2 protein-coding genes are annotated in these 2,547 nt (G+C 48.7%); both read left to right on the forward strand.

The window, feature by feature from the left end; all coding sequences use genetic code 11:
• A partial coding sequence (locus ACO6V1_RS23395; protein WP_422468931.1) for a tetratricopeptide repeat protein occupies positions 1-1,814 on the forward strand: 1,814 nt, incomplete at its 5' end.
• Positions 1,815-2,086: 272 nt separating this feature from the next.
• A partial coding sequence (locus ACO6V1_RS23400) for a hypothetical protein (RefSeq protein WP_422468933.1) occupies positions 2,087-2,547 on the forward strand: 461 nt, incomplete at its 3' end.

The following is a 2,547-nucleotide window of genomic DNA, read 5'->3' on the forward strand; positions in this document are numbered from 1 at the left end:
TGGATAAAAAACTGAATTATCTTGCCCTTGGCCTACTTTACCAGCGCATGGGAGAGTATCAGAAAGCACTGACTATCATTAAGAAGCTGCGCACTGACCTCTCCGGGCATGAAGACAATCCCTGCGACGACAAGGAAATTGAACTGGCCATTGGTCGGCTATACCACGACATGGGACTGCATCAGAAGGCACTGACAACCTTTAACAAGCTGCGCACCACCCGCTCGGGGCATGAAGATACTCCCTGCAACGACAAGGACATAGAGTTAACCCTTGGCCGACAATACGAGCTCATGGGACGGTATCAGGAGGCCCTGACGATCTCTATCAAGCTGCGCAGCGACCGCTCCGGGCATGAAGGCACTCCCTGCAATGACAAGGGTATAGAGTTAACCCTTGGCCGACAATACCAGCTCATGGGACGGTATCAGGAGGCCATGACGATCTTTATCAAGCTGCGCAGCGACCGCTCCGGACATGAAGGCACTCCCTGCAATGACAAGGATATAGAGTTAACCCTTGGCCGACAATACCAGCTCATGGGACGGTATCAGGAGGCCCTGACGACCTTTATCAGGCTGCGCACCGACCGCTCCGGGCATGAAGGTACTCCTTGCAATGACAAGGAAATTGAACTGGCTCTTGGCCGACAATACCAGCTCATGGGATGGTATCAGGAGGCGCTGACGATCTATATCAGGCTGCGCACTGACCGCTCCGGGCATGAAGATACTCCTTGCAATGACAAGGAAATTGAACTGGCTCTTGGCCGACTATACCAGCTCATGGGACGGTATCAGGAAGCGCTGACGATCTTTATCAAACTGCGCACTGACCTCTCCGGCTATGAAGGTACTCCTTGTAATGACAAGGACATAGAGTTGACCCTTGGTCGGTTATACCAGGACATGGGACGACATCAGGAGGCGCTAATAATCTTTGTGAAGCTGCGCACCACCCGCTCGGGGCATGAAGATACTCCCTGCAACGACAAGGACATAGAGTTAACCCTTGGCCGACAATACGAGCTCATGGGACGATATCAGGAGGCCCTGACGATCTATATCAAGCTGCGCACTGACCGCTCCGGGCATGAAGGCACTCCTTGCTTTGACAAGGAAATTGAACTGGCCCTTGGTCGGCTATACGAGAACATGGGACGGTATCAGGAGGCATTGACGATCTCTATCAAACTGCGCACTGACCTCTCCGGCTATGAAGGTACTCCTTGCAATGACAAAGACATAGAGTTAACCCTTGGCCGACAATACCAGCTCATGGAGCGGTATCAGGAGGCCCTGACGATCTTTATCAAGCTGCGCAGCGAACGCTCCGGGCATGAAGGCACTCCTTGCAATGACAAGGAAATTGAACTCGCTCTTGCCAACATTCATCTCAATTTAATGGACTGGCGTCAGTTTGACCAAATGCAACTTGATGACCTTGGCTTTGCCGGGCCTGAAGTGGATTTGTGTATCAGCATCCGTTACTTCACAGAGTGCATTTATTCTGGTCAAGATAAGGAAATTTCAAGGCTTTTGACTAAAGCCATTGAGCATTCATGTAATGCAATAGAAAAAAGCCAGTATCTCGACGCATCATCTTTCAGTCAGTTAGGACACTGCCTTCGTATTGCAGCACTATTACCTGTTGGGAGAGCACCGGATCTCTTTTCAAAGGATGGATTGAATAGCCTTGTTTCTGACTATTTTACCGAAGCCAACAAACTGGACCCTTACCGACAGGACCAGCTGAAAACTGAAGACTGGAGGAAAGCAGAGCAGGCTTTTTTAGCAAAGCTATCGCCGGGATAACCTATGCAAAACAGCAACCCGGTGGCAGAAGTCAATGATACCGCCCGTGGCTGGATTGCACGTACACTGCAAACGATGCCATAACCTGCGGCTTGTGCTTGAAGTATTTGATACGTGTGGTCATGTCAGAAAAAATCCGAAGCAGCTGGTTACGCCCTGCTACACTCATCCGGTACTGTGTCTGATGCTAAAACAATGATTGTTACAAGGCGCGGTTTTAAACTGAGTTTTTCTTTCGCGATTGCGGCATGAAAGCATCCGAAGTTCGATACATGGATAATAATGCTTATCTTAACGCTCGTAACCCTTTTCAGGCTGGTCATCAGGCTAACAAATACCATAGAGACAAGGCAGCCCCTTATAAAAGACCATGTTTTAATAGATCCGTAAGATACATACAACAGTTACAAGGGGCATCCAATGCAATGCCTGTTTATATACCCAGGAGCTTGGGTACCCCTGAAAACAGGAAGGAATTTCAAGGTTTTCATCATCGCCCCCCACCCCATTCTCAAACGGGTGCAGGCTATCATCGACAGGGTAAAATGCCCTGTATCAATGAAGGGTTCAGCTCTTTAAGAGCAGGTGATAATGATAATGCACTCAAAATAGCAAAAGAGATATTAGAGACTTATTCCAATTTGAGTCGGCTTCTCTATCTACGTGCACACCAACTTAAAGCAAGAGCCCTGTTCAATTCAGGAAGAACTGATGATTGCCTCAAATCAATAGC

Source organism: Endozoicomonas sp. ALC013 (assembly GCF_049310205.1).
Classification (GTDB): domain Bacteria; phylum Pseudomonadota; class Gammaproteobacteria; order Pseudomonadales; family Endozoicomonadaceae; genus Endozoicomonas.